The organism is Acinetobacter sp. YH12094 (assembly GCF_013419295.1).
Lineage (GTDB): Bacteria > Pseudomonadota > Gammaproteobacteria > Pseudomonadales > Moraxellaceae > Acinetobacter > Acinetobacter amyesii.
Genome location: NZ_VPAK01000017.1, coordinates 39,276 through 61,038 on the forward strand (window position 1 = coordinate 39,276; position 21,763 = coordinate 61,038).

Below are 21,763 nucleotides of genomic sequence, written 5' to 3' on the forward strand. Positions count from 1 at the left end.
TCGAGTGAAATGTGGATTTGTGGATAATTTTTTAAGACGAGCAGCTGACCATCACTTCAGGCACATCACTTGGTAAAGGTCCTAAATCTTCAGTTTTTTCTAGGTCAAGTTGTTTAGTAAATGGTTGGCTCAATAATGTAAACAAACGCTCAACTTCTGAAAAATCATTACGTTCAGCAAGCTCAATCGCCTTTTGCGCCATATGGTTACGCAAGATATATTGCGGATTGGCCTGTGCCATTTCCGCATCTAAAGCATCGGTGTCCTGATGCTCACGGATACTTTCATATTGTGCCAAGAAACCTTCAAAGGCGCGGCGGTCTAAGCAGTCATCTTTAATGGCTTCATATTCATGATTTTGCAGACGAATAAAGCTTTGCGTGTAGTCCAGCTGTTCACTTTGCAGAATACGCAAAAAGGCCATGGCGCAGTCAAAGCTGTCTTTATGGAAACTTGGCAAACCCATTTTCTGAGCTAAGCCCAATTTATAATGTTCCAAGAAGGTCAGTTCAAAATGCTCTAAGCACTTAGCTAAATCTTCTTTCCACTGTTCTTTGTCATAGTCCGTAGGGCAGAGCGGAATGAGATTATTCAGCCATTGCCATAAATTCCAATGCCCGATACTTGGCTGCTGCTGATAGGTATAGCGGCCTTGGTAATCCGAATGGTTATTGATCCAGTTTGGACGGAAGCGTTCCATAAAGCCATAAGGGCCAAAGTCCAAAGTTGAACCGGTAATATTCAGATTGTCAGTATTCATCACGCCATGTGCAAAACCAATCAGCTGCCATTTGGCAATCATCACTGCGGTACGCTGAATAACTTGAGTGGCAAAAGCCAAAATGGGCTGTTCAGCATCCAAGCATTCAGGGTAGTGCCACTCAATACATTTTTGCGTGAATTCAGGTAGTAAATCACCCTGATATTGATTGATCCATTCAAAATGTCCCAATCGGATATGACAGTCAGATGTACGCAGCATCATCGCGCCGAGCTCGAGTTTTTCGCGCTGTACACCTTGCTCAGAACTGGTAAAACCCACCGCATTGCTGGATGCAACACCTAAGCTGTTCAGCGCATGTCCTGCCAAATATTCACGAATAGTCGAGCGCAATACTGCACGACCATCGCCCATGCGTGAGTAAGGGGTCGAGCCGGCGCCTTTAAGGTGCAGGTCAATGGTTTGCCCATGTTTATCGATGATTTGCCCAATCAATAAGCCGCGTCCATCGCCCAATTGGCCGGCCCATTGTCCAAACTGGTGACCTGCATAGACCATGGCCAAAGGTTCAAATTCCTCAAAGGTTTTTTGCCCACTGCAAATCTCTACCCATTGAGCTTTATCTTCATCCGACCATTGTAACTGTTCAGCCAAAGCAGCATTGAAATGTCCTGATTTTGAGCCTTTTAAGGGTACAGGCTGCTGATGATGGTACAGGCGAGGTGGCAGGGTGTTATATCGGGCATTGAACAGCATAATGATCTTTAAAAATTCAAATTATGTTTAAACTATAGCAAAGACCAGATAGAAAAACTGTAGCTTAAAATCAATAAAGCCTCCACAAGGGAGGCTTTATCATTTGAGGAGCTTTAAAACAGTTAAGCGGTTTTCTTTTTCAAATTACGCATTAATTGATTCAGTGTTTCACGGTGCTGAGATAGGCGTTGTTCAACTTGCTGGAATTCAAGTTTGAGTTTGTCATCCATTTGATGAATTTTTTCAGCAACTGCTGTTTTCTTCGCTTGAATTTCCTGTTCTTTTAATTTTGCCCAGTCATTCAAGGTTTGCGAAAACGCATCATATTCTTGAGAAATACGTTGTTTTGCTGTGGCGATGTCATCGGTCATATTCAGACCATAAATCGCAAGGTCTTGTTCAGCATATTTAAACTTCATTGCCAACTCAGCTTTTTTAATATTAAAGCTTGGAATACGGCGTAAGTTCTTTGCCAAACCTAATTTAGAACATGACCAAATTAGCCATTTAGTGGGGTCATATTGCCACCATTTCACACCATTACGGTAGTCGTATTGAAAAATGTGGTGATAGTTATGATAACCCTCACCCCAAGTAGCAATAGCTAGAACAAAGTTGTCGCGTGCTGTATTTTCATCAGTATACGGACGTTTTCCCCACATATGGCAAAGTGAGTTAATAAAGAAAGTTACATGATGGCTTAAGATTAAACGCATTAAACCGCCCAATAATAGAACGCCCCACATGTCGCCTACAGCCCAACCAATTGGCAACAAAATAGCTGCGTGAACGGCAATCACTAGAGGGATGTAATATTTGTCTTGGAACATCACGACTTTATCTTTTAATAAGTCAGGTGCATTTTTATAGTTTGGTGCTGCTGCAGGATAATCACGAAGCATCCAACCAATGTGTGCATACCAAAAACCACGGTTGATTGAGTATGGATCTTGATCCACATCATCAACATGACGGTGATGTGTACGGTGGCCTGAAGCCCAAAATAAAATACTATTTTGAACTGCAAAAGTACCCATGAGCATTAAAATGATTTTTAAAGGCAAGGTTGCTTCATAAGCACGGTGTGCCCATAAGCGGTGATAACCTGCGGTAATACCTAAACTACTGACACCCAGTAAAACAAACATACTGATCCAAGCAGCGGCACTAAAATCATGATTAATGGCATATAACGGAATTGCAATAACTGCGACAATAGGTAAAAACACCAATGCAAAAATGGCAATCCAGTTCATTGGGGCTTTGGGTAGGGGAGCATTCATCTCCAACAGCACTCCTGAAACCTTGGGAGGTATAGATAGGACGAATCCCATTAAACTTTTAAGGGATTTTAAACGTACAGAATAGTAGCACGGGAAAACCCGTTTTCACCACTGTTATTGTACAGTTGTATTGTTCTAAACAGTAACATAATACGACTGAAGTTATTTGACTTTTTGTGGAGTAAGAAGATGCCAAAAAATCAGCAAATTTGTCAAAATAATCTGAAATTACTTATCAAATACTGCATCTGGGGCAGCTTTCTGATCAGTTGTCTTGGACTGATGGCTTGTCAAAATTCTCCTACGCAGACGGTGACTACAAAGTCACACGGCAAGTCACTGGGCAACAGTATTGAGCAGCCATTAAAAGTTATTCGCGTGAACGATGGGATACAAGATATTCCATGGACGATTGTGAAAATCGCTGGACAAAAAGCCAAGTTCTTTCATCATCAACCTTATCTTCAGTTCAATTCGCAATTTCGACAAATTCAGGGAAATACGGGATGTAACACTATCAGTGGCACTTATGTGATCGATACCTTAAAACACAGCATTGATCTAAATGCCCGAGCAGGTTATTTCAGCTGTGATTCGGCTTTGGCTCAAGAGGCTGAACTTTCAGATGCCTTGCAAGCCGCAACACAATTCCAAATAAAAGGGAAACACATGACGATGCAAAACAGTCGGGGACAAACTGTATTGGTTTTGGAAAGAAAATAGACCGATTAAAATAGCGACGTGTTGATCGAGAAGTGAATTACACAAATCTAGGTGGATAAAGCAGCATTAAAAATGCTGCATCATTAATTTAGGATAGTCGGTAATTAAACCGTTAATGCCCCAATCTTTAAGCTGTTTAGCACGATCAACGTCGTTGACAGTCCACACGCTCACATTTAATTTTGCCTGCTGTGTGGCCTGAATAATGTCTGAATTGGCAAGTTGGTTCATCCAACCGATTTGGATACAACCTAATTCAAGTGCTTGTTCAATCGCTTTAAATTTTACGTCCGTTTCAACCAAAAGCCCGCGTTTGAAGCCAGATTTTTTTTGTTGCAAAGCAAGATGAATTTTAGGGTCAAAACTAGTGATCACCGCGGAATGTTCGAAACCTTGGAGCTGTTGTTCCAAGGTTTCAGTCAACGCTTCAGCTTCAGTCTGTGTCTTAACTGCTTTCACTTCGACTTCAATATGATCGAAGTTATGAATAATTTTGAGTGTTTGTTCGAGCAGTGGCGTCGGCTCAACTTTATTCCATTCTGACCATGTCACTGCATGGTTATACGGTTCTAGTTCAGAACTTTCGCATTCATAAAGATACTTATCTTGGCCGGTGGTACGGATGAATTGATCATCATGCATCACAATTAAGGCGCGATCTTTTAGCTGTCGCACATCAAATTCAACTGAGCGTATGCCTAAGTCTTGAATATATTGGAAACCACCTAGGGTATTTTCAGGTGCTTCACCACGAGCGCCACGGTGACCGATTATGCGCATACGAGGCCTACAAAAAAGGATGTTAAGAACATAATGTCCTGTAAGAATGACAGGGAGATGACACTGTTATTTTGATCCGATCATCCTGAAATACAAGAATGATCGGACGAAATGTTTCGATTTATTTCAATGTAAAATAGACTTTTAATTGGTCAAAGGATTTGAGCAATTTTTGAATCCAAAACTTATTGATCAATCGTGTCGTTAATATTTTTCTGCCACAGCACCTCAGAGCCACCTTCAGCACGTTGTAATGTACGCGATGCGACAAATAACCAGTCTGAAAGTCGGTTCAAAAGCTGCAATGACGGTGCTTGAATGTTCTGGTCGCGGTTATGTACAGCCATTAAACGGCGTTCTGCGCGGCGGCATACGCTACGAGCCTGATGGGCAAAGCTACATACTAAAGTGCCTGAAGGCAGGATAAAGTCTTTCAGCATCGGCAGCGCTTCATTCATGCGGTCGATGTCATTTTCCAAAAACTCAATCGACACAGGCTGTACCAAGTTGAAGTTTGGAATACAGACTTCACCGCCAAGGTCGAATAACCAATGTTGAATTAGGCTGAGGGATTTATCCCAAGTCGCTTTGTCTTCAATGCTGCTAAGTGCAATGTGTGAACGCAGAATACCAATACTTGAATTGAGTTCATCGACATCGCCTAGGGCTTCGATGCGTAAATCATCTTTAGCTACGCGAGAACCGTCGCCTAAACCTGTCGTGCCTGAATCGCCTGTGCGGGTATAAATTTTACTTAAACGGTGGCCCATTTTAATTGTCCATTTTTTGATTAAAAGTTGAATAAAGTGATGTGTATTAATATTTAACAGTGACACCGATAGAGGCTAAACGCCCGCCATTCATATAATACAAATCTGAACCATACGATGAGGTTTTGTATTCGACATCACCAATATTTTGTAAATTGGTAAAGACTTTGAGGTTGGGATTGATATTCCAAAATGCACTCATATCAATAGTGGCATATCCGGGATTGCGTGCCTGATAATCCACGGTATCTGACTTGGCATTTAAGGTTGCATTCATGCCATAAATGTCATTGCTCCAACCTGTAGTCAAGCTTAAATTCTGACGTGGGCGACGCTGTAAATCTTGTTTTTTCTCATCATCTTGCGCTTTCACATAATGATAGCTGAGTTTGCTTGACCATCCGCCATTTTGCCATTGCAGATAGGTTTCCACACCTTGATACACCGCTGTATTTAGGTTTTCTAAGGTGTAATTTGGACCGTTCACAATCAAATGATCGACTTTGGTGTGGTACAAGGAAAGGCCGGTACTTAGCCCATGATTCAGCTTTTGATCGACGCCAATTTCATAAGAAATACTTTCTTCAGGCTTTAAGTTTGGATTGCCTGACCAACTGTTATAGCGTTCGTCTAAGGTTGGTGACTTAAATGCAGTTCCAATATTGGCATATACACTGGTAAGAGGCAGTGCTTGCAGACGAATTGCAGCTTGACCAATGGTATGGCTGCCATACTTCGCATCGTCTTCTAGGCGAATTCCGAGTTGTGTATTAAGACCATCTTGATGATATTGATGCTGTAAGTAATAACCTGTGCTGCGGTTATCATCTTGATAAGCCGTGCCATAAGACACAATATCACCGCTGATTTTACGGTGTGTGATCCCGCTTAAAAGCGTTTGTTTTGGTGTCAGATCAAATTTGGAATAGATTTCCGCTTCTTGGGTTTTATTGTGGGTGAAGTCGGTGGTTGTGACCTGATCTAGCTCATCTTTAAATTGAGAAAGTCGAGCGTGCAGTTCTAAAGCAGGTAACAGATGCACTTCACCACGGAGGTTGATCATTTCATTGTTAAAGTCTTGCGCGACATTGCTGTAGTTCAAGCAGTTATAGTCTTTATCTTCATTGCTACAACTGACATAAAAGCTGCGACCATCGTTATGACTATAGTCCAATGAATATGCATGATTTTCTTGTTTTGATCCGACTTTTGCACTCCAGCCTTTTTGGTCATAGCTTGCTGTACTCAGTTCATCTAGGTCAAACACTTTGGTGGCATCGGATTCTAAGCGTTGTCCTCGAATCTGTGCGTAATAACCATTTTTTGTGGCATCTGCGCCAATAATACTTTTATAGGTTTTGTGTTCACCTACTTCTGTACTGGCAAAGGCAGTATTTTTCGTTGGTGTCTTGGAAATAATTTGTACCACACCGCCAATCGCATCTGAGCCATACAATACAGAAGCAGGGCCTTTTAAAACTTCAATTTGCTGAATATCGGTAGTATCTAAAAACTGTAATGGCGCCATGCCTGATGTTGCCGAGTTCAAACGCACGCCATCGCGCAGTACTAAGGTATGGTCGGATTCTGTACCACGTACAAAAATCGAAGCCACTTGTCCTAAACCGCCGTTTTGCACCATATTGATAGACGCATCGTCACGTAGTAAATCGCTCATTTGGGAAATAGGAGATTGCGCTACGGTTGCAGGTTCAATAATGGAAATACGCGCAGGCACATTTTCTAATTTTTCTGCAGAACGTGTTGCTGTGACGACAATGGTATCCATTGTTGGTTGAGCAATGCGCGATTCATTTGCAAAACAAGATGTAGAAAAAGCCCAAGCGGCAGCAATGCCTGTAGCGAGTGCTGTAGGGCGAGCTAAAGTTGACATGCGATGCTCCATACATTTACCCCACGTAAATGATTGAGTGATAGAACACAGTGAGCAGGTATCGGACTGGCAAATTTACTTTTGCGCACCGTTGCGGGGGCAGTGTTGTGGAAACTTCCCATGCCAACTGTTGTGAATGGCTTAAGTATAGAGAACTCCGATTTATCGAACAATCGAAACTATGGGGTATTTGAAGATAGGTACATATACAGCTTGACTTGCTGTGGAGCAGAAATTAATCTGCCTGCGCTTCAGGTGCTTTCTTAATTGAGAAGTGAAACTGGGAAGTCAGTCTAAACATTGAAAAGTGATTTGAATCTGACACTGCCCCCGCAACGGTGAATAGGCTTTATTTCGATAAATCCTTAAGTCCGGAGACCGGCCTGATGCAGACCTATTCATAATGCGGCGGGCGTTATAGCGGGATTGCATGCTTCTGTCTGAAAAATGGCAAGCCATCGCTTACCCAAAACCGCCACGCGTTAACCACTTTTATTTCGCACGGGCGGTGCGATCGGGGAATACAGCATGCATTCTTTTTCTAAGACTCTTACCGGGTCACTTTTTGTTTTATCTCCACTTTCTGCTGCGATGGCAGCAGACCAAGTTTATCAACTTCCAGTGATTACCAACACGGTTGCCAATATTGTTGAGCAAGACGCACAAAAAACTTTGGCAGCAGTCACAGTCATTAATCGTGAAGAAATTGAACGTAAGCAATTTACTTCTTTGCAAGAATTGCTTCGTACAGTGCCGGGCGTAACGTATACCAACTCTGGTGGTTTAGGTCAGCCAACAAGTATTTCCATTCGTGGTACAGGCTCTACTGCGGTATTGGTATTGGTGGATGGTCAAAAACTGGGTTCAGCAACTTCAGGCCAAACTTCATTTGAGCATTTGCCAGTTGATCAAATTGAACGTGTAGAAGTGGTCAAAGGTCCGCGCTCAAGTTTATATGGTTCTGAAGCTGTAGGCGGTGTGATTCAAATCTTCACCCGTAAAGGGACACAAAATGGCGTAAAACCATTTGCTTCGCTCAAGTATGGTTCACATGAAACTTACGATGCAAATGTCGGTGTGAATATTCGTCAGGATAATTCTTGGGCGACGCTGAGTTTGGCAGGCTTGAAAACACAAGGTTTAGATGTAACAACTTTGCCGACTGAAATAGATAAAGATGGTTATGAAAACTATTCTGCGTCAATTAAAGCGGGTCATCAGTTTAATGATCAATTTGCAGCTGATTTTAATGTTCTCTATGTAAATGGCGAAACAAATTACGATAGTCCATATAACCTAAATCCTTATAACAAGGTTGAACAAAATGTGTATGGCGTTGGCTTTAGCTATTCTCCTGTAGATCTTTGGAAAATGCAGCTTAAATTTGGCCGTTCAGAAGATAAATACGAAACCTTTAGTGCAGATAAATCGACGGGTGTATTTGATACCACAAAAGATAGCATTAGCTGGTTAAACACATTATCTTTCAATGCAAATAACACACTATTGGTGGGTGTGGATTACTTAAATGATCAAGTCGACAGCACCACCAATTACGATGAAAAAGAGCGTGATAATGTCGGTTACTATGCGCAATATCTTGGTGATTTTGGTCGAGTGAACCTGCAAGCTGCTATTCGCTTAGATGATAACGAACAGTTTGGTGATCACACCACAGGCAATGCCGCTGTTGGTTATTCATTTAATGACAACTACAGCACTTATGTTTCATACGGTACCGCTTTCCGCTCACCAACATTTAATGACTTATATTATCCGGGCTGGTCAAATCCAAACTTAGTCCCTGAAGAGTCTGAAAATATTGAAATTGGATTCAAAGGGTCGCAATGGCTGAACTGGTCTGTTTCTGCCTTCCATAATGAAATTGATAATATGATTTCAGGCGGAACCAATATTGCGAAAGCAAAAATTAAGGGTGTGGAAGCTGAGTTCGGACAGTCACTGGACAACTTCACGTGGAACTTAAACTATACGTATCAAGAGCCTGAATATAATTCGGGGGCGACCAAAGGCAATCAAATTGCGGGTCGTGCAGGTCAATTATTGAATGTATCTGCAGATTATACGATGGATAAATGGACGCTAGGTGGCTCTGTACACGCAGAAGACCAGCGTTATAAGGATGCCGCTAATACAACAAGCTTTGGCAGTTTTGCGACAGCAGATGTACGTTTAACCTATCAAGCGACCCCTGAATTTTCTGTACAAGCCAAACTTGCCAATATGTTTGATAAAGAATATTACACCGTGTATGACTCATTTGATGACTATTACTACCGTCAAGACGGCCGTACTGCTTGGCTAACCTTACGTTATGCAATGAAATAATTGAATCAATTATTCAAAAAGCTCTGATCATTCAGGGCTTTTTATTTTTGCGCAGTAATCATGCTGAAAATCCACGCAATGCATGAAAATTGCATTACAATGATTCGCCTTCATATTCATAGATGGGCTATGAATAGGGCGGAGTTAGAGCCAAAACAACATGCGAACCCGTGCCAAAATCTGCGGAATTACACGTATTCAAGATATTCAATCTGTCGTCCAAGCTGGCGTAGATGCGATCGGATTTGTATTCTTTGCGCCAAGTCCGCGCAGTGTAACGGCAGTGCAGGCTGCTGAACTGATTCAGCATGTGCCGCCGTATGTGCAGACCGTCGGTTTATTCGTGAATGCATCGGCTGCAGACATACAGGATATTTTAAAAAATTCGCCTGTAGACATCCTGCAGTTTCATGGTGATGAAAGCCCTGAACAGTGCCAAACGATTGCGCAGTCCGTTGGGCGCCGCTGGTATAAAGCCATTCAGGTCAAACCCGATTTGGACGTGATTAGAGAGATTCAAGCCTTTCAACAGGCTGGGGCAAGCGCCGTACTATTGGATGCATGGCATCCAGAACTGAAAGGCGGTACAGGGCATAGCTTTGACTGGGCACAGTTCCCAAAACTCGATATTCCTTTAATTTTGGCAGGCGGTTTAACTCCGACCAATATTGAAGATGCGATTCGAACCACAGACGCTTACGCCGTAGACGTGAGCGGTGGTGTAGAATCAAGCAAAGGTATTAAAGACCAACAACTCATAGAACGCTTTATGCAAGGAGTCCTTCGTGGATCAGCAAAATAAAATCGACTATACCCAATTCCCAGACGCACAAGGGCATTTTGGTATTCATGGCGGGCGTTTTGTGTCAGAAACTCTTATGGCAGCACTTAAGGACTTAGAAAAGCTCTATTTCCGCATGAAAGATGATGCCCAGTTTTTGGCAGAATTCGACCGTGACTTGGCGTATTACGTCGGTCGTCCTAGTCCTTTGTATTATGCTGAACGATGGTCGAAAGAGTTGGGTGGTGCGCAAATTTATTTAAAACGTGAAGACCTGAACCATACAGGTTCACATAAAGTGAATAACACCATTGGTCAGGCTTTGCTGGCTAAGCTTTCAGGTAAAAAACGTATTATTGCGGAAACTGGCGCAGGTCAGCACGGTGTAGCAACGGCAACAATTGCAGCGCGTTTAGGCCTTGAATGCGTAGTGTTCATGGGTGCAGAAGACGTAAAACGTCAAGCGATGAACGTGTACCGTATGCGTTTGCTTGGCGCGACAGTTGTACCTGTAGAAAGCGGTTCAAAAACATTGAAAGATGCCATGAACGAAGCGATGCGTGACTGGGTAACCAATGTTGATTCAACTTATTATGTGATTGGTACCGTTGCAGGTCCGCATCCGTATCCGCAATTGGTTCGTGATTTCCAATCGATTATTGGTCGTGAAGCGCGTAAACAAATTCAGGAACAAGCTGGCCGTTTACCAGATGCGCTTGTTGCATGTGTAGGCGGCGGTTCAAATGCAATGGGCTTATTCTATCCATTCTTAAATGATGAAGATGTGAAAATGTACGGTGTTGAAGCTGCAGGCTACGGCATTGAAACGGGCAAGCATTCTGCACCATTAAACGCAGGTCATGTCGGTGTACTTCACGGTAACCGTACGTACTTGATGTCGGATGATCAAGGTCAAATCATTGAAACACATTCAATCTCTGCAGGCCTGGACTACCCAGGTGTAGGCCCTGAGCACAGTTTCCTCAAAGATATGCACCGTGTGAACTATGTGCCAATCAATGACACTGAAGCGCTACAAGGCTTCCGTGATTTAACCCAAATTGAAGGTATTATCCCTGCATTGGAAAGCTCACATGCGATGGCTTATGTGACGAAACTTGCGCCGACCATGGACAAAGACCAAATCATTATTGCGACTGTATCAGGCCGTGGTGATAAAGACTTAATGACCGTTGCCCGCATTGATGGCGTGGAAATGGTTGAGATGTAAACTCCTTTAAACCTCTCCCTTTGGGATGAGAATCTCGGAATATATTCTGAGTTCGCAAGTGGAGAGGGTGAATTAAAAATCGCGCAGAAGCAATTCCGCGCGATTTTTTTTTTGGCTGAAAATTTTATTAAGGCAAATCACTACAAAACTGATGCAGAATAAAAGTGTGAAATAAATCACAATACTGTGTAAATTTTATTGCTTTAGAAAGACTTTATAACAATGACGTTTACCCAATTGGTTCGTGCAGAATCCTTTCCAACCCATATTTATTGGCAATGGCGTGATACTTTTGCGCTGTGCATTCTTCCGCTGATCTTGCTCAACAGTTATGTCTTAGACCAATTTTTTGGTGTTTCAGCTCAGGTTGCTTTGGGTGATTCGATTTTTCGCGGCATTTTATTTATTGCTGTATGTTGGCTCTATAAAACGATGCTGTATACACACTGGCAAAAGTATAAACAGGCTTTTTGGCGTTCAAGCCTGTTGGTGGTTGTCGGTGCAGTCGTCTTACAAGTGGTGATTTCTTTTACACGCAGTCTGTTGCCCGTTGGTGAGAGCATTGAAAAAGAATCGACCCTTGATCCTAATACGATTGCGTTTTTTAGCTTGCTGATCATCAGCCTTGGGCCATTATTTACCGCATTGCTCGAAGATATTATTTTCCGCTATACCTTGCTACAAAAGCTATTTATACAGCCGTGGCTATGGCGAGTGATTTTGGTCTTACTGAACTCAATCTTATTCGGCTTGATTCATTATCATAATTTTGATGGCGATTTGATTGCGACCATCAGTTTTATGGCGGCAGGCCTATTTCTCAACCTCATCTATTTGTGGACGCGTAACATTTGGCATGTCTTACTCATTCATTTCGTTAACAATGCGGTACTATCGTTAGGCGGTGTGATTTTATTGAAATTGCTTCAGCCCTATGTGGGCAGTTGAAGTCAAAAATAGGGGGAAGATTGTGTCCAGTTTATTTATGGTGATGCTCGGCGGACGCCATCCAAGAGCAAATATTGAAGTGCATGACGTCATTCTTGCAGTGGGTAACGCATTAGAAGAGGTTTATCCACAACTGAGAACGGCATGGTTTGGTGAGCAAAAAGGCTTACATATTGATGCTTGGACACAAGTACATACAGTCAGCACTGAAAATCGGCATTATCGCATCCAATTTTGTGATGCCGCGCCCCGAGCTGAAGATGAAAAATTATGGCTGATTAATCTTGGTGGATATGATGCCCGCGAATTTGGTGAATTACATCGTTATGTTTTGGTGACAGGACAAAACGCTAGTGTTGCGAAACAACGGGGCAAGGCTTTTTTTGAGTCACATTGGCAAAAACAACATACCGACCGAACCCTAGATGTTGATGATTGTATTGCGATTGATCATGTCTATGGGCGCTATATCGAATTGGTTGAAACCCCGCATAGCCAGCAAAATTCATGGAAAAATGATTACATCTTAATAAATGAATAATTGTGATGATTAAGAGCTGAAATGTCAGCTTTTATATTTTTTTGTGATATTCGCCTGAAATCAGATGGATTGTCTTTTCAGGCGTTAAATAATAGGCATAATAACATTCAGGATTTAGACCTTAAACCTCAATGGAATGGCGTATATGGATTTAATACGGCCGAATGGACAGCCGCATTATGGGCGTTTTAGTGAACTTCCCAATCGCATCGATTTAAGTAAGTATGAATATAAGACACCGTATGGAAAACGACTTCAAGGTTGGCGTAAGCGTTTAAAATATAAAAAATTTAAATTTTGTTGTATTCAGCATGAACATTATACGATTGGTCTAGCAATTGCTGATATCGCGTGGGCAGGGCACGGTTTTGTCTATGTGTATGACCATATTACGAATGAAGTGTTGGAATGGAATTCGATTAATTTCCTGTCACGCAATACCGTTTTAGATGAACAACCTTTATTTAATCAGAGTCATTTTATTAAGTCAGGGATTCAACTGGACATTCAGCATGCCAATGGTGTGCGATACATTCAAATGTCGAAACATGGCGAACTCAAACTGAGCGCTCGAGTGTTTTGTGCGGGGACTGATCCGCTGAGTATGTGTAGCCCCACAGGGATTAATGGTTGGACCTATACTCAAAAACTAACGACGTTAGGCTGTGAAGGTTTCTTTATCAATAAGCAAGGCAAGACCATTCAATTCCATGACCGGACATTGGTGTCTTTAGATGATACCTGTGGTTTTCTTCGTCCTGAAACCGCATGGTTCTGGCTGTCGTGTAACTTTTGGGATAGTCAAAATCGACGCGTTGGGATCAATCTTGCCTCTGGTGTAAATGAAAGCTTTGGCAATGAAAATTGCCTGTGGGTCAATGGACATTTGTATCCCATGTCTGATGTGCTGTTTCAGCAACAAGGCGATAATCAATGGAATATTAGCTCATTAGACAACAGCTTAAATTTGATCGTCAGCACAGGTTGGCGGCGCTATGAAAACCTGAATTTAAGATTGGTCGGTAGTCAGTTCAGTCAATGGCAGGCAAAAATTAGCGGTACAATTCAACGTGATGGCGAAGAAATTGTATTCTTAAATGAATATGGTTTGCTTGAGCAGCACTATGCCAAATGGTGAGTCTAAGCCAATAAAAAAGCCGCAATCGATGCGGCTTTTTTTATTCAGTTGTTATTTTGCAGCTTGCCAAAACACTTCCGCAGCTTGAATTGGATCATTGGTTTCTTCATAAGTTTTTAACCAAAGATCATAATTTTGCACAATGGGATGCTGACTCGGATGGAAGTCTTTTTTAAACCAATCTCGATATGGCTTGCTCATTCGGGTGAGGGTACCATTTTTACCAAAGAACCACGGTAAGCCTTTCATATTTAATTTTAAACGTTCAGTGAAACTAAAGCCGTCATGTTTCAGCATCACATTGGCACGGTATAAGGTAAAGCCGAGCATCAATCCACTGGTCCAGACCAAAGTAAATTTCTTTAGATTTTCATCGACCTTAGCCACATCTTTCATCACATCAAAAGCCACATCGCGATGTTCCATTTCTTCTATCGCATGCCAAATAAATAATGCACGGACATAAGGATGCGCAGATTCTAAGACGGACTTTTGGCTACAAAAGGTTTCAGCCATCAATGCAGTCAAATGCTCGGCGGAAGCCGTCATGGCAATGTTGTATTCTGGTGAGCGCTTGCTCAGTTCAAATTTAAAAATTTTATTCAGGCGTTTAATGAACGCATCGACAGGCATGCCTTGTTGTTTCATCAACATGTTCATTTTGTCATGCGCCATACCGTGCTGCGCTTCTTGACGAATAAAGTCAGCGACACGTTGTTGTAAATCAGGGTCTTGAATTTGACTGCGGAACAGACGTACAGATTCAATAAAATAGCGCTCGCCATCAGGAAAGGTCAGGCTCAAGGCATCAAACATACGTGTTAAAAAGGGGTCTCCGCCAAACCAATAGCGCGGGATTTCTTCTAACTTAAAATTCAGCTTTGTGCGAACAATGGGTTCGACTTGATATTTGACGATAGCATTCATGATATTTTTTCTGTGCGAGTCGTATTGATTGCAGTATGTCGGAGAAATTGCACTTTGTTTTGACAGATATTGCCAATTTTTATACATTTTACGCCATGAAGAAAATATAAAATGTCAGAATTGGCAGGTCAGAAAGAGGGGCGAGATGGCTGAAATTCAGATCCCAAATGGTTACTTCCAACTATGGAATATGGTCTTAATTGAGCGTGAATTAAACTATACACAGCTCGAATGGATTGCGCCGTATGCTGCGCAAATTCAGCATGTGCTGTCTTTGCCGATCGACTCTCAATCGCCGAATTCTTTTTTTAACAGCATCATGCAACTGACTCAGCAGCATCTGGATTGCCCGCAATTGGTTTTTGAAATGGCCAAGTATATTCGTGCGGAGCATTTTGGGGTGTTAGGCTATATGGCGACACTGAGTAATAGCGTAGCAGATGCTTTGCAATATGTGATGCGGTTTAGTCGTTTGGTGATTGATGGCGCGCAAATTGTGCCGATGAATATGAGCCATCAAGATCATCAAATTATACTGTCTTGGCCACAGCATGATGATGAATATGCTTTGGTCAATGAATTGACCATGGCCTGTATGGCATATTTGGCCAAGCAAATTTTTCCAGATTCTTTAAAGTTACTCCGCATTCATTTTGCCCATGCGCCGCGGATGGCTCGTTATCACTATGAAAAGTTTTATGGCTGCCAAATGGAATTTTCGACCTTTAAATATTCATTTGTGATTGATGCAGAAAGTTTGGATTTAAAATCAGAACTTGCTGACCCATCGCTGATGCAATTGTTATTACGTCAGGCCGAAGAGGCGATAGCCGCGCGTCCGCAACATGCAGATCCAATTCTACAGATGCAACAATGCATCGCAGATTATCTCAAATTACAACAGCAAGCCCCTAAAATAGAGTGGTTAGCAGAAGAGTTACATCTGTCAGTGAGAACCCTGCAACGACAGCTACAGGAGAAAGACACCTCGTTTAAACGACTTTTGGAGATTGAACGGATGAAACGCTGTGAATATCTACTTTCACAACAAACCAATTTGACAGATATCGCTTTACAGCTAGGTTATTCAGATCAGTCTGCTTTGGCACGTGCTTTTAAGGCATATAGCGGAGAGACATTATTAGCGCGAAAAAAAGCCTTGAGATTAGAATAAAACTTGCAGATTGCTCGTTAAGAAAAGCCTTTCAAACAACATTAAAAAAAGCGGTCAAACGACCGCTTTTCTTTTAAGCCAAACTTATGCCGCAGCTTTTAATCTTGGATAACGAAGTAAAATGGCCAGGATGGCAAAGATTGCCAAGACCCAACAGTAATACACACTACCAATCAGTTCTACAGGCGAAAGTTTTGCGATCGAACAAGCCAGTAACAGTTGAGCGCCATAAGGAATGAGACCTTGGACTACGCAAGAGAAAATGTCCAAGAGCGCAGCAGCACGTTTAGGGTCTACACCATATTCTTTCGCGACTTCACGTGCCATGTCACCAGATAAAATAATTGCGACAGTGTTGTTTGCCACAAATAGGTTGGAGAAAATCACCAAGAAACTGATACCAATTTCACCTGCGCGTTCAGCACCAACTTTAAAGTAGCGTGTCATGCTGTAAATGCGTTGAATTAGCCATTCTAAACCGCCTTCTTTTTGCATAATGGCAGAAATACCACCCAAGAAAATAGAAAGCAGGGCAACTTCAAACATGCCAGTAAAGCCATCATAAATAGAATTATTTAAGCTTAAGAAATTAAATTCAGGTTGAATCACCATACCAATCAAGCCAGACAGTAAGACACCAATAGTCAGTACAGCAAGCACGTGCAAACGTGAAAAGGCCAAAATAAATACGGCTAAATACGGCAAGATCAGCCACGCATTATAGGCTTTGTGTTCAATCGCTTGTGAGCCTTGACTCATGAATAAATAGATACAGATGCTGACGATCGATGCAGGAACAGCAATCCAGACATTGACCTTAAATTTATCGCGAAGTTGAACTTTTTGACTGTTCGTTGCAGCAATGGTGGTATCTGAAATCATCGACAGATTATCACCAAACATAGCACCACCGACCACAGCACCAATGGCATACACCACTTCAATTTCGGTGACTTGTGTAAAACCAAAGGCAATTGGCGCGCAGGCTGCAATGGTGCCCATGGAGGTTCCCATCGCTGTGGCAATAAAGGCCGCAATAATAAACAGCATAGGCAGCACGAACTCAGGCGCAATTACCGATAGTCCGAATTGCACTGTTGCATCGACACTACCGATGGCACTGCTGACACTGGCAAAAGCACCAGCGAGCATAAAGACCATGAACATTAAGATCAAATTCGGGTGGCTGGCACCTTTCATAAATGTGTCAATCGCGTCATTGATCTTGCCGCGATAGAGCAAAATTGCCAATACAATTGCAGGAAGAGCAGCGACTGGGGCTTTCACTTGATAGAACGCAAACTCAGTTCCAATGATGGAATGGTAAATACCACTGCCCAAAAAAATGGTCAGAAAAACAATAAGCGGTAGCAGTGCAAATGCCCGAGCAGGCACTTTCACTTGTGAATCGGAGGACATAGGAGATAAAAAAATAAAAGTATGCGGCTAGTATAAAGCAGGTTTTGCAATTTAAGGAAAATTAAAATGTAAATGCTAAGCCTGTTATTTTTAACATTTTTTTGATGATAAAATTAAGTTAGTCTAAAACCTTATAATTTTGCCAGATCCTAAAATTAGGCATCTTTGATCATTGTGAAAAAAACTGAAATATCGGTAAATGATGCTTTCGGGTTGTTCTGGAAAATTATGTTTGCATGAGAAATGCCGACTGAGGATTGTATGCCCTGTTCAATGGGTAAAAAATAGCGTTACAATGCGATGTCTTGTATTTCGACAAAACCCACATCATAGTTTTGATTCATTCAAGGAAAGTATAACCCTATGTCACGTTTAGCCACTCGATTTGGAACGCTTAAATCTCAACAGCGTAAGGCCTTGGTTTCTTATGTTATGGCTGGTGACCCTCATCCACAAGTAACGGTACCTTTGTTACATCAAATGGTTGAGGCAGGTGTAGATGTGATCGAATTGGGTCTTCCATTTTCAGACCCAATGGCGGATGGTCCTGTTATTGCACTTGCCGCGGAGCGTGCGCTTGCTGCAGGAACCAATACTCTAGATGCCTTGAACATGGTGAAAGAGTTCCGTAAAAACGATTCAGAAACACCCGTGGTACTGATGGGCTATTTAAACCCCGTTGAAGTAATCGGCTATGAAAAGTTTGTTGCCTATGCACATGAATGCGGTGTAGATGGCGTGCTCTTGGTGGACCTTCCACCAGAAGAAGCAAAAGATCTAGATGTAGTATTGAAAAAATATGACATGGATCAAATCTTCTTACTTGCGCCAACATCCACTGATGAACGTATTCAGCATGTGGTGAAACAAGCCAGTGGATTTATCTACTATGTTTCTTTGAAAGGTGTGACAGGTGCAGCGACATTAGACGTTGCTGAAGCTGCGGCACGTATTCAAAAAATCAAATCGTATACTCAGGTACCTGTCGGCGTTGGCTTTGGTATCAGTGATGCAGCATCGGCGAAAGCCATGGGTGTTGCTGCGGATGCGGTGATTGTAGGTAGTGCTTTTGTTAAACAATTTGCAAATTTAGCGCCAGAACAAGCTGTAATCGAAACAGTGAATAAAGTGAAGGAGCTTCGAGCTGCGCTCGATGAGTTAGTATGAGTCAAGACGCAAAAACAGGCAAAATTCTGAGCGCATCTACGCCATGGACAGAGCGTGCGGTACCAGGTATTCATGTACCTGATGAACAGCAAGCATTAAAGGCGACATTTACTGAGCCGACGATTGAATGTCCTGAGTGTCATGCACTTGTGACTCGTACTGCGATGTCATTTAATGCCTACGTTTGTCCTCAGTGTGATGAACACTTGCGAATGAAAGCGCGTGATCGTTTGAACTGGTTCTTTGACCAAGTACAAAAAGAATTGGGTCAAGAATTTAAAGCCAAAGATCCACTTAAATTTGTAGATAGCAAAGCGTATCCAGACCGTATGTCTGAAGCGCAGAAAAAAACCGGTGAAACAGAAGCTTTAGTGGTAATGCAAGGAACGCTTAAAGGCATTCCAATGATTGCAACCGCATTTGAATTTGATTTCATGGGCGGTTCAATGGGTACTGTTGTAGGTGACCGTTTTGTTCAGGCTGCTGAACTTGCGATTAAAGCTAAACAACCGCTTATTTGCTTCGCTGCTTCTGGTGGTGCGCGTATGCAAGAAGGCATGTTGTCACTCATGCAAATGGCGCGTACTTCTGCTGCCATCCAAAAAATGAAAGATGCAGGCTTGCCTTATCTAGTGGTGTTGACACATCCAGTTTATGGTGGTGTGACTGCATCATTAGCAATGCTCGGTGATGTTCATTTGGCTGAGCCGAAAGCCATGATTGGTTTTGCTGGTAAGCGTGTAATTGAGCAAACTGTACGTGAAAAATTGGAAGAACCGTTCCAACGTGCGGAATATTTGCTTGATCATGGTGTAGTCGATCAAATTGTCCACCGTCATGCATTACGTGATACAGTTTATCGTATTGTAGCGAAATTGATGAACTTGCCTTGAACACAGCACCACTTGCAACTGATTCTTTAAACACATGGCTCGATTATTGGAGCCATGTTCATGTTACGGGTATTGATTTAGGACTGGAGCGGGTAATTCCTGTTGCAGATCGATTGGGCGTAACTCAGCCTGATGCCAAAGTTCTGACGGTTGCTGGAACCAATGGGAAAGGCTCAACCACAACGACATTGGCTGCCATTTTAAATGCGCAAGGTTATAATGTGGGTTTATACCAATCACCACATATCTATCGATTCAATGAACGTGTAAAGCTTCAAGGTGTTGAAGTGGCCGACCAAACCCTGATTGATGCTTTTGTGGCCGTTGATCAGGCGCGTCGTGAATGTGAATTAAGTTTATCTTTTTTTGAAGCGACCACTTTGGCCGCTTTTGTTATTTTTAAACAGCAACATTGCGATGTATGGGTCCTCGAAGTGGGCCTTGGCGGTCGACTTGATGTGGTCAATGTCGTCGATCCAGATGTTGCAGTGATTACCAATATTGGTTTAGACCATACCGATTGGTTGGGCGACACCATTGAAAAAATTGCTTTTGAGAAAGCAGGAATTATTCGTCCAAATATTCCCGTAATTTTTGGTGGGCAGCAAGTTTTGCCTGAAGCCATTCGTCAAAAAGCAGAAGATTGCCAAGCTGCTTTACATGTACTCAATCGTGATTATTTTTATCAGTACAGTGATGACGGACAATCTTGGATGTTTGCCTCATCAGGTTCAACCTTAAAACTCCCCGTGGGTTCTTTGGCACTCGAAAATATCTCTACGGCTGTAGCAGCAATATTGGCCAGTGGTTTGGTGGTCTCTCAGCAGTCGATCGCTCAGGGGATTATCAATGCCAAGTTACAAGGCCGTTTTGAAGTTAGAGAAATTGCAGGTAAAACGGTGATTTTCGATGCAGGACATAACCCGCATGGTGTTGAATTTTTGTTAAAGCAATTGCGAAATTTCCTCCAGTACAATAAACAATACACAGAAGTGATCAGCGTTTTCTCCATGCTGACTGATAAAGACATAAATTCTGTCGTTAACTTATTGAAAGATACGGTAAGAATGTGGAAAATTGCACAATTAAATGTGCCACGTGCGGCATCTATCACACAATTGGATAGCGCACTACAGCATCAAGTCGTAGAACATTATGACAATGTGCAATTAGCTTTTAAGTCCGCGCTGGAAGAAACAAAGAATAATCAGCTGATTCTGGTATGTGGTTCATTTCATACCTTAGAAGCGGTATGGGAGTATCTGGAAGAATGTCAATGAATAACAAACAACGCTGGATGGGTGGTGTTGTTTTATTAGGTGGTGGTGTACTGCTGGCCGCACTTTTACTTAAAGGCAAAGAAGAAATACATCAAAATCAAAGCCAAACCCCTGAAATGGCTCAAGTTGAGCAACAAGGTCAGGGTGCGGGTAAAATGTCATCATTGACTGTTGATGTTGAAACTGAAAAGCGTTTGCTCGAAGAACAACGACGTACCCGTGAAAAATCGGTTGCGGAGCAAGAAGCACGTGCAGCAGAATTTTTAGCGATGCAACAACAAGCGGAGGCTGATGCAGCACGTAAAGCAGCAGAAGAATATGCGGCTTTAAACGCACATCGTTCAGCTCAACAAAGTTCGGATAATATTCCTCCCGAATTGGTTGAAGATGAAAAAGCCAAGCAAAAGCGTTTAGCTGAGGATAAGTTGGCGGCTCAAAAAAAGTTAGAGAGTCAGTCGGCGCAGCAAAAGGCTGAACAGGCACGTATCGCAGCAGAAAAACAAAAAGCTGAAGCAAAACGTAAAGCGGACGCTCAAAAAGAAGCTGAACGTAAAGCACGTGCTGAAGCTGAGAAAAAAGCTGCAGATAAGAAAGCAGCCGAAGCGAAGCAACAAGCTGAAGAAAAGCGTAAAGCCGAAGAAAAACACAAGGCGGAAGAAAAGCGTAAAGCCGAAGCCAAGAAAAAAGCTGAAGCTGAAAAAGCACGTGATCTGTTGGAAAATGGCGATAAGCAATGGATGGTGCAAGTTGCACTGGCTGCCAATGAAGCCAATGCAGATGCCGTCGCTGCAAAATTACGTGCAAAAGGCTATAAAGTGACGAAGAGTCCTACATCTAAAGGCATTCGTATTATGGTCGGTCCTTCGAAGGACCGTGATGCTGCGGACGCAACACGTAAAAAGATCAATTCAGATGCAAGTTTAAATATGAAATCGGCTTGGGTGATTGATTGGGTACCACTCGATAAACGCTAAGTTTATTTGAGGAA

The 21,763-nt window shown here is 42.4% G+C and carries 19 protein-coding genes and 1 riboswitch; of the genes, 12 read left to right on the forward strand and 7 right to left on the reverse strand.

The window, feature by feature from the left end:
• Positions 1–31: 31 nt before the first annotated feature.
• Both FTU34_RS12705 and FTU34_RS12710 read right to left on the reverse strand, forming a co-directional pair.
• Positions 32–1,477, reverse strand: coding sequence for a YdiU family protein (locus FTU34_RS12705; protein WP_180035833.1), 1,446 nt, complete (start codon positions 1,475–1,477; stop codon positions 32–34).
• A gap of 122 nt (positions 1,478–1,599) precedes the next feature.
• Positions 1,600–2,760: an acyl-CoA desaturase gene (locus tag FTU34_RS12710; protein ID WP_078194143.1), complete on the reverse strand. Its 1,161-nt coding sequence runs from the start codon at positions 2,758–2,760 to the stop codon at positions 1,600–1,602.
• A 189-nt stretch (positions 2,761–2,949) separates the two neighbouring features.
• Here FTU34_RS12710 and FTU34_RS12715 point away from each other — a divergent pair, with 189 nt between their 5' ends.
• Positions 2,950–3,483: an META domain-containing protein gene (locus FTU34_RS12715; protein ID WP_180035834.1), complete on the forward strand. Its 534-nt coding sequence runs from the start codon at positions 2,950–2,952 to the stop codon at positions 3,481–3,483.
• Positions 3,484–3,549: 66 nt separating this feature from the next.
• Here the strand turns inward: FTU34_RS12715 and FTU34_RS12720 are convergent, their stop codons facing one another.
• The 3 genes from FTU34_RS12720 to FTU34_RS12730 form a co-directional block, all read right to left on the reverse strand.
• Positions 3,550–4,263: a glycerophosphodiester phosphodiesterase gene (locus tag FTU34_RS12720; protein ID WP_180005543.1), complete on the reverse strand. Its 714-nt coding sequence runs from the start codon at positions 4,261–4,263 to the stop codon at positions 3,550–3,552.
• Positions 4,264–4,448: 185 nt separating this feature from the next.
• Positions 4,449–5,033: a cob(I)yrinic acid a,c-diamide adenosyltransferase gene (locus FTU34_RS12725; protein ID WP_078194212.1), complete on the reverse strand. Its 585-nt coding sequence runs from the start codon at positions 5,031–5,033 to the stop codon at positions 4,449–4,451.
• A gap of 46 nt (positions 5,034–5,079) precedes the next feature.
• A complete protein-coding gene (locus FTU34_RS12730; RefSeq protein WP_257226287.1) occupies positions 5,080–6,927 on the reverse strand; it encodes a TonB-dependent siderophore receptor in 1,848 nt (615 codons plus the stop codon).
• 236 nt (positions 6,928–7,163) lie between these two features.
• Positions 7,164–7,329, forward strand: a riboswitch (cobalamin riboswitch).
• A 126-nt stretch (positions 7,330–7,455) separates the two neighbouring features.
• Between FTU34_RS12730 and FTU34_RS12735 the strand changes: the two genes are divergently transcribed.
• The 6 genes from FTU34_RS12735 to FTU34_RS12760 all read left to right on the forward strand — a co-directional run bounded on the left by FTU34_RS12735 (position 7,456) and on the right by FTU34_RS12760 (position 13,915).
• Positions 7,456–9,276, forward strand: coding sequence for a TonB-dependent receptor domain-containing protein (locus FTU34_RS12735; RefSeq protein ID WP_180035836.1), 1,821 nt, complete (start codon positions 7,456–7,458; stop codon positions 9,274–9,276).
• A gap of 160 nt (positions 9,277–9,436) precedes the next feature.
• A complete protein-coding gene (locus FTU34_RS12740) occupies positions 9,437–10,078 on the forward strand; it encodes a phosphoribosylanthranilate isomerase (RefSeq protein WP_180035837.1) in 642 nt (213 codons plus the stop codon).
• A complete protein-coding gene (gene trpB / locus FTU34_RS12745) occupies positions 10,062–11,288 on the forward strand; it encodes a tryptophan synthase subunit beta (RefSeq protein WP_180024528.1) in 1,227 nt (408 codons plus the stop codon). The genes FTU34_RS12740 and trpB overlap by 17 nt, the downstream gene beginning before the upstream one ends.
• A gap of 222 nt (positions 11,289–11,510) precedes the next feature.
• On the forward strand, positions 11,511–12,236 hold the full coding sequence (locus FTU34_RS12750) for a CPBP family intramembrane glutamic endopeptidase (protein ID WP_180035838.1): 726 nt from the start codon (positions 11,511–11,513) through the stop codon (positions 12,234–12,236).
• Between the two features lie 22 nt (positions 12,237–12,258).
• Entirely contained in the window at positions 12,259–12,777 is a 519-nt protein-coding gene (locus tag FTU34_RS12755) for a DUF1543 domain-containing protein (RefSeq protein ID WP_180035839.1), read from the forward strand.
• Between the two features lie 145 nt (positions 12,778–12,922).
• Positions 12,923–13,915: a DUF2804 domain-containing protein gene (locus tag FTU34_RS12760; protein WP_180035840.1), complete on the forward strand. Its 993-nt coding sequence runs from the start codon at positions 12,923–12,925 to the stop codon at positions 13,913–13,915.
• A 51-nt stretch (positions 13,916–13,966) separates the two neighbouring features.
• On the opposite strand, the gene FTU34_RS12765 is transcribed toward FTU34_RS12760, so the two are convergent.
• Positions 13,967–14,842: a metal-dependent hydrolase gene (locus FTU34_RS12765; RefSeq protein ID WP_078191325.1), complete on the reverse strand. Its 876-nt coding sequence runs from the start codon at positions 14,840–14,842 to the stop codon at positions 13,967–13,969.
• Between the two features lie 145 nt (positions 14,843–14,987).
• Between FTU34_RS12765 and FTU34_RS12770 the strand changes: the two genes are divergently transcribed.
• Positions 14,988–16,016, forward strand: a complete 1,029-nt coding sequence (locus FTU34_RS12770) for an AraC family transcriptional regulator (RefSeq protein WP_180035841.1) — start codon at positions 14,988–14,990, stop codon at positions 16,014–16,016.
• 84 nt (positions 16,017–16,100) lie between these two features.
• Here FTU34_RS12770 and FTU34_RS12775 read toward each other — a convergent pair whose 3' ends face one another.
• A complete protein-coding gene (locus FTU34_RS12775; protein WP_180035842.1) occupies positions 16,101–17,435 on the reverse strand; it encodes a Na+/H+ antiporter NhaC family protein in 1,335 nt (444 codons plus the stop codon).
• Positions 17,436–17,798: 363 nt separating this feature from the next.
• Between FTU34_RS12775 and trpA the strand changes: the two genes are divergently transcribed.
• Genes trpA through FTU34_RS12795 form a run of 4 tightly spaced genes read left to right on the forward strand, consistent with a single transcriptional unit; the run spans position 17,799 to position 21,749 of the window.
• Positions 17,799–18,602, forward strand: coding sequence for a tryptophan synthase subunit alpha (trpA, locus tag FTU34_RS12780; protein ID WP_180035843.1), 804 nt, complete (start codon positions 17,799–17,801; stop codon positions 18,600–18,602).
• Positions 18,599–19,495, forward strand: coding sequence for an acetyl-CoA carboxylase, carboxyltransferase subunit beta (gene accD / locus FTU34_RS12785; protein WP_180005414.1), 897 nt, complete (start codon positions 18,599–18,601; stop codon positions 19,493–19,495). The genes trpA and accD overlap by 4 nt, the downstream gene beginning before the upstream one ends.
• Complete coding sequence (gene folC, locus FTU34_RS12790) at positions 19,492–20,775, forward strand: bifunctional tetrahydrofolate synthase/dihydrofolate synthase (protein ID WP_078194131.1); 1,284 nt, start codon at positions 19,492–19,494, stop codon at positions 20,773–20,775. Before accD ends, folC begins: the two co-directional genes overlap by 4 nt.
• A complete protein-coding gene (locus FTU34_RS12795) occupies positions 20,772–21,749 on the forward strand; it encodes an SPOR domain-containing protein (RefSeq protein WP_180035844.1) in 978 nt (325 codons plus the stop codon). The genes folC and FTU34_RS12795 overlap by 4 nt, the downstream gene beginning before the upstream one ends.
• The last annotated feature ends 14 nt before the right edge of the window (positions 21,750–21,763 follow it).